General features: G+C 25.6%; 7 protein-coding genes, 2 tRNA genes and 1 pseudogene. 6 read left to right on the forward strand and 4 right to left on the reverse strand.

What is annotated here, in order from left to right; genetic code table 11:
- The 3 genes from Q1J76_RS00500 to Q1J76_RS00510 all read left to right on the forward strand — a co-directional run.
- The coding region (locus Q1J76_RS00500) for an efflux RND transporter permease subunit (protein WP_300365251.1) at positions 1–1,213 on the forward strand (1,213 nt) is incomplete at its 5' end.
- A gap of 202 nt (positions 1,214–1,415) precedes the next feature.
- Positions 1,416–2,438 (forward strand): tRNA (adenosine(37)-N6)-threonylcarbamoyltransferase complex transferase subunit TsaD, encoded by a 1,023-nt coding sequence (gene tsaD, locus Q1J76_RS00505; protein WP_300365254.1) that lies wholly within the window; start codon positions 1,416–1,418, stop codon positions 2,436–2,438.
- A 166-nt stretch (positions 2,439–2,604) separates the two neighbouring features.
- Entirely contained in the window at positions 2,605–2,733 is a 129-nt protein-coding gene (locus tag Q1J76_RS00510) for a hypothetical protein (RefSeq protein ID WP_300365257.1), read from the forward strand.
- A gap of 11 nt (positions 2,734–2,744) precedes the next feature.
- Here the strand turns inward: Q1J76_RS00510 and Q1J76_RS00515 are convergent, their stop codons facing one another.
- The 3 genes from Q1J76_RS00515 to Q1J76_RS00525 all read right to left on the reverse strand — a co-directional run bounded on the left by Q1J76_RS00515 (position 2,745) and on the right by Q1J76_RS00525 (position 3,383).
- Positions 2,745–3,095 carry an ankyrin repeat domain-containing protein gene (locus Q1J76_RS00515; RefSeq protein ID WP_300365260.1) on the reverse strand — a complete coding sequence of 117 codons (351 nt, stop codon included), beginning with the start codon at positions 3,093–3,095 and terminating at the stop codon, positions 2,745–2,747.
- Positions 3,096–3,206: 111 nt separating this feature from the next.
- Positions 3,207–3,280: transfer RNA gene (locus tag Q1J76_RS00520), tRNA-Ala, on the reverse strand.
- 29 nt (positions 3,281–3,309) lie between these two features.
- A tRNA-Ile gene (locus Q1J76_RS00525) sits at positions 3,310–3,383 on the reverse strand.
- Positions 3,384–3,541: 158 nt separating this feature from the next.
- Here Q1J76_RS00525 and Q1J76_RS00530 point away from each other — a divergent pair.
- From Q1J76_RS00530 to Q1J76_RS00540, 3 genes are read left to right on the forward strand one after another with little or no spacing between them, the layout of a single operon-like run.
- The gene (locus tag Q1J76_RS00530; RefSeq protein WP_300365263.1) at positions 3,542–4,852 is read left to right on the forward strand and encodes an AI-2E family transporter; all 1,311 of its coding nucleotides are present in this window, start codon (positions 3,542–3,544) and stop codon (positions 4,850–4,852) included.
- Positions 4,852–5,379: an SRPBCC family protein gene (locus Q1J76_RS00535; protein ID WP_300365266.1), complete on the forward strand. Its 528-nt coding sequence runs from the start codon at positions 4,852–4,854 to the stop codon at positions 5,377–5,379. The genes Q1J76_RS00530 and Q1J76_RS00535 overlap by 1 nt, the downstream gene beginning before the upstream one ends.
- Before the next feature lie 39 nt (positions 5,380–5,418).
- Positions 5,419–6,354 (forward strand): DUF2156 domain-containing protein, encoded by a 936-nt coding sequence (locus Q1J76_RS00540; RefSeq protein WP_300365268.1) that lies wholly within the window; start codon positions 5,419–5,421, stop codon positions 6,352–6,354.
- A gap of 58 nt (positions 6,355–6,412) precedes the next feature.
- On the opposite strand, the pseudogene Q1J76_RS00545 reads toward Q1J76_RS00540, so the two are convergent.
- Positions 6,413–6,933 (reverse strand): annotated as a pseudogene (locus Q1J76_RS00545) (glycosyltransferase family 39 protein); the annotation flags it as partial.

Genomic DNA, 6,933 nt, shown 5'->3' on the forward strand with positions numbered 1-6,933 from the left:
AGCTTATGATATAGTTGATGATTTAAATCTTGCAATAGAAAAAAGCGGTATAAAAGATGAATTAGCATTAATAACAGTTAATACTAAACTTCCAATAAATCCAGGTAAGGCAGTAGATATCAAAATAATAGGAAATGATACTGCTATGGTTAAAGAAGTAAAAAACAAAATGAAAGAACATCTTTTAACTTTGCCAGGTATAATCAATTATGATGATGATGATAAAATGGGACAGGAAGAATTGAGAGTTATATTTGATTATGATAGAATGGGAGAAGTTGGCGTTAATGTTGCTTATGCAGCAAGAGAATTAAGAGCGGCATATGCAGGAGTTGTTGCTACTTCAATACAGCAATTCGATAATAAATTGGATTTTAGAGTTCGTTTAGATAAACAATATACTTATGATACAAATGTACTAAATAATCTTCTTATACCAAATACATATAACAGACTTATACAATTAAAGGATATAGCAGATATATATATCACAAATAATCAGTCAAGTATAAAACACTATAATGGAAAAAAATCAATAACTATAACTGCTGATATAGAACAGAGTGAAAATACTGCTATAAGAGTAACTTCAGAAATGCAGGATTATTTTTATTCTATATCGAAAGAGTATCCTAATGTAAGTGTTGAATTTGCAGGTGAGGTAAAGGAGACTAGAGGTGCTATTGTGGGAATTGCTTGGGGATATATTATAGCAATAATTGCAATATATATAATACTACTTCTTCAGTTCAATAAATTTGTTCAGCCTTTCATGATACTTGGTATAATACCTTTCGGAATAATAGGAGTTATACTTGGATTTGCTGCTCATAGAATGCCTATGTCATTTGTAGGAGCTGTAGGTATAGTAGGACTTGCTGGTGTAGTTGTAAATAATGGTATTATAATGGTTGAGTTAATAAATAGAATAATTGAGCATGGAAATATACATTCAAAAGAAGATGTACTTAATGCTGTAGTTGAAGGTGCAGGTGATAGATTCAGAGCAATATTTTTAACAACAGTAACTACAATATTTGGACTTCTTCCTACAGTTTATGGTATAGGAGGACGTGCTGATTTAATAGTACCTATGGTTATGGCTATGGCTTACGGACTTTTATTTGCTGCTTTATTAACATTGATACTTTTACCATGTTTATTTATGATATCAGCAGATTTGAAGTTAATAAAAATAAATTATCAAAAATAAAAAATATTAATAATTGTATAATATAGCAGACTTCAAGAAGATTTGTATTAAGTATAGCACCAAGTTAATATATGTTATTATCGCTATTATTAAAAATAAACTATTTACAAATAGTACAAAAAAATATATATTATAAAAACATTTTCTTAATAATTTTAATATAAAAAATATAAAATAGAATAAATTATATATTGGAGATAATATGAAAATATTAGGTATAGATACTTCATGTGATGATACTTCAGCTTCCATAGTTGAAAATGGAAATAATGTTTTATCATCAGTATTAAGTTCATCAATAGATGCTCATAAAGAATTTCAAGGAGTAGTACCTGAAATTGCAGCAAGAAAACATTTAGAGGCTATATTATATGTAATAGATAAAACATTGAAAGATGCAAATACTACTTTTGATGATATAGATTTAATTGCCGTTACAAACAGACCTGGACTTTTAGGATCTTTACTTGTAGGGGTAGGAAGTGCAAAGGCTTTGGCATTTTCTTTGAATAAACCATTGCTTGCATTGGATCATATAGCATCACATATTTATTCTCCTCATCTTACAAATAATATAGAATTTCCTTATATAGCATTAGTTGTATCAGGAGGGCATACCATAATAACAGAAGTTCATGATTACGGAGAGTATAAAGTAATTGGTACTACATTAGATGATGCTGTTGGCGAGGCTTATGATAAAGTTGCAAAATTTTTGAATCTTGGATATCCTGGAGGTCCAATAATAGACAGATTGGCAAAAGAAGGAAATAGTGATGCTATAAAATATCCTATTGTATTATTAAATGGTGTAGATGAATTCAATTTTTCATACAGTGGACTAAAAACTGCATGCGTTTATTCTACAAAAAAATATCTTAAAGAAGGATATGAAGCAACTAATGAAAATATAGCTGCAGCCTTTCAAATAAGTGCCATAGAGCCTTTATACATTAAAACATTAAAATATTGTGAAAAAAGCGGAATTAAAAGAGTTACATTATCTGGAGGTGTAGCTTGCAATAGTTATTTGAGAGAGAGATTCGGAAATTCCAAAGATTTTGAATGTTATCTTCCATCCCTTAAATATACAACAGATAATGCTGCTATGGTTGCAGGACTTGCGTACTACATGAAAGATAAGCAGGATTTTGCTGATTATGGATTGGATTGTTTTTCAAGAGTATTGAATAAAAAATATAATAAGAATAAAAGTGCTAGGTAATAATTGTTATTGTTGTAATAAAAATATTTTGATTTTTTTAATATGATTTAGTATTATATTTATATAAAAATTTTACGAGTATTTTATGATAAAAGATATAGTAAAATATAAAATTAATAGAATGCTTAATAAAAGGCTTTTCTAAAGATGAACATAAAATTAATATATGTGTATTAGTTATGAAAAAGATACAGTTGAAATAATAAAATCAAAAGATCATAATTTTGAAGAAACTGCTTTGAAATATTTAGATAAAGGAATGATTTTACTTGGAATAGCTTATGTCGAATCCTAATTATAATAATATTATTCAAGCAATTTAATAATATTATTATAATTTTTTCTTTTAGCATAGAATAATGCATCATTTCCATATTTATTTACTATAGTTTTATCTGCATTTGCTTTTACAAGAAGTTCAACTACTTTAACATGCCCTTCCATACAAGCTAATATAAGAGCAGTATTTCCTACATCATCTTGTATATTAACATTTATATTTTTGGCAATAATTTTTTCTATAACATCTTCATCTCCAAAAATAGCCGCATCTAAAAAAGTTTCTTCATCTTGATTTAGAGGATAGAGTTTATTATTTGGTATTAATATTAATGATAATATGATTAATGGTATAAGTATAATATTTTTCTTTCTCATAGTAAATCCTCCAATTTATTTAACGGAGAAAAAATAATTTTAATTAATAAAATTTTAGAAAATAAAAAAACTATTCTCAAATAATCATTTAAGAATAGTTTAATAAAAATGTGGAGGTTATGGGGATCGAACCCACGACCTACTGCGTGCAAGGCAGTCGCTCTCCCAAACTGAGCTAAACCCCCAAATATATATTTAATAAGAGCCGAGCGTGTGGGCCTGGGAGGAATTGAACCACCGACCTTTCGATTATCAGTCGAACGCTCTAGCCATTTGAGCTACAGGCCCTTAAATCATTCATCTCGAATATGGATAGTATTATAGCATAATTAAAAAAAATAGCAAGTACTTTTTTTATATTTTTTTCAAATAAAAGTTATATGATATTGTAAAAAAACTATTTTTGTTATAATATAGAACAATTAATTTTAATAAAAATATTTTATATGGACAATAAGAATAATTTTTTTTCTAAATATAATAATAAATCTCTAACACATAATAAAATTTTTGTTATTGGCGGAGAAATACTATTAATTGTAATACTAATTAGTGCATTTTTTTATTTTTCTATTTTAATTAGAGATATAATAAATCCAATAATATTATTTCTTATTTTAATATCAGCTTTAGTACCATTTTGGAAATATGTATGGTCTAAAATTTTAATAGTCTTAATATTATCACTATTTACTTTATGGATAATTAAAGAAGCTGGATATTTAGTAGCACCATTTATTTGGGGTATATTCATAGCGTATCTATTTGATCCATTAATAACTAAAATGCAAAATAAAATACCTAGAATAGCTGCTGTATTACTAATATTCATACCTTTACTTACTGCTGCTATAATATTTTTTATCTTTATTCTGCCTAGAACAATAGAACAAATCGAAATTATATTGAGAACATTACCGCAATATGTAGATAAAATATATAATTCAATATCAGGGCTTTTAATATCATTATCTGAAAAATTAAATAGAACAATAGGTAAAAGTTTTGATATGAATTTAGAAATAGACGCAAAAGTGATAAATGATTTTTTATTTGGAAATGCTGGTATAATTACTGTGATGTATAGAAAGATAATAGATTTTAGATTTCAAAATATTAATAGTATTACAATGATATTCAGTATAATATTCTCATATTTTGTAATACTTCCTTTTGTAACTTTCTATTTGATGCTTGATTTTCAAAATATACAAATAAAGATGATAAAGTTAGTACCTATAAGATGGCAAACATCTTTAAGCAGTATGATAAAAAAATCAAATTATATTATAAATAGTTATATAAGGGGTATGACTATACTTGCTGCTTCGTTTTTTATAATAAGTTATATTTTACTCTATTTTACAAATACAAAATATGCATTTATATTAGCTCTGTTAAGAGGACTTTTAAACTATATTCCATTTATAGGACCTTTTATTGCATTCCTTATAGCATTATTTACTGGAATAATAACAGAAAATATATGGTGGCATGGAGCTTTAAAAATGTGTGCTATATATGGTTTTATACAGATATTAGATTCAGGTTTAATGGCGCCTAAAATATTAGGAAAGTCTGTAAAAATTCACCCTATTGCTGTAATGTTTAGTACAATCATAGGCGGAGTATTATTTGGATTTTTAGGTGTTCTATTTGCTGTTCCTTTTTGCGGTATAATACTAATAATACTGCAGAATTTCTTTGATAAATATTATAATTCAAAATTTTATACTATAAACAAAAGGGGAAAATAATGCTTATATATTTAGTACCTATATTTATAATATTACCTTTGTTTCTTATGGGGATAATGATATTCCTTCCTACATTTATAGGAAAAAGAATACCTCCTTCATTTTCCAAAGAAAAAACTCAAATTTTTAATATTAAAAGAAATGAATTATATAATTTACTTATAGATTATGAAAATTATCCAGCATGGTTAAAATATATATCAGTAGTTCATTTAGAAAAATTAGATAATAATAAATTAAAAATAATGCAGACATATTCAAATAGAAAAACATATCAGGAATTAATAGAGGTTAGAAGAATAGAAAATAGTGAAATTTCCATAGTAAAAACAGAAAACGAATTTACAGCTTTATGGACATATATATTGGAAGATGCTGAAAATGACAGAACTAAAATGAAAATAAAAGAAACTATGTATGTATATCATCCGTATTTAAGATTTATGCTGAAATATGTGCTTATAGATGAAAATGGTAAAAATGATTTTTTTAGAAAGATAAGAAACGGCATTAATAAAAAGAAATGATAATTTATTTTTATATATAATAATTTTAAGGATAAATATATGCTTGATTTTGAGCCTATTTCATTAGATAAACAAGAACTATATCATAAATATTTTTCTATAACACCAGAACAATCCGCTGATTATACATTTATGAATTTATTGGGATTAAAAGATATATATATGCTTGAATGGGCATTCACTGAAAAATTAGTTTGGATAAGACAAAAATCACCATATACTATATATTGGGCACCTGTAGGAGATTGGTTTGATACAAAATTTTGCGATGATTTTACTCCATGCGAAATATCGGGTGAATCTATAATAAGAATACCAAAGGAGCTTGCTTTATTTTGGGAGAAAACAACAAAAATAAAGATAAAAGAAGCTAGAGATGAATGGGAATATTTATATGATTTTAATGAACTTCTCACTTTACCTGGTAAAAAATTTCATAATAAAAAAAATTTATATAATCAGTTTATAAAAAATGATTTCGAGTATAAACAAATAGATAAAAATATAATTCAGGATATATTAGATTTTGAAACTGAATGGGAAGAAGCTGAAAAAAAGAATAATGATAACAATGAAGAAGAATGCGAAGCTTTTGACAGTAATAAATTGCTTACTCATGAAATAAGGGCAGAAGCTGATACTATTATGATAAAAACACTTTTGAATAATTGGGATATAATAAATAATATAATAGGTGGTGCTATATATATCGATAAAAAAATAGTAGCATATACAATAGCTGATTTGAGTATGAGAGATACTATAATAGTTCATTCAGAGAGAGGAGATAGAAATTATAAAGGGGCATATCAAGCAATAAATAAAATGTTCTTAGAAAATTTAGATAATGCAGAAAGATTCAAATTTGTTAATAGAGAGCAAGATGTAGGAGATTTAGGATTGAGAAAAGCAAAAATGTCATATAATCCAATAGCATATATAGAAAAATATAAAGGTTTCTGTACAGATTTCTAATAAAATAAAAAATCTGCTTATTTTATTAGAAAATAATATAATGAGCAGATATAAAATATTAAAATTCTATTTTTTCACTTTTATAAATATAGTCTATACCTTTACCCTGATAATTCTTGCATAAAAATAAATAAAAATTATCTAAATATATAATCTCCCCATTTATTTTTTTTCTGTATGATTGAAAGTTTGTAATATATTCAACATTATCAAAATATTGAGAAATAAAATTCGTATCAGATGATGTAGTTATATGATACAAATCGCTTCCTAAAAAATCTTTATCATTATACCAAAAATCAAATACAGTAGGATGATATGTACCCCAATTAAAACATACAGATTCTTTTTCAGGCTGTATATAAAAATTAATCATTGAGGGTATTTGATAATTTAAACCAAAAATTCTTATATTTTTATCCATATAAGAATCATAATAATATTTTAAATTATATCTTATAGCATTGTATTTATAATATCTATCAGTAGGATCACCTTTTATTGGTATAATTTGATAAAAATACTGACATATTATTATTAATATGCCTATATTACAAAATAATATATTAGCTAAAAATA

Origin of the sequence: Brachyspira sp. (assembly GCF_029258575.1) — a bacterium.
Taxonomy (GTDB): Bacteria; Spirochaetota; Brachyspiria; order Brachyspirales; family Brachyspiraceae; genus Brachyspira.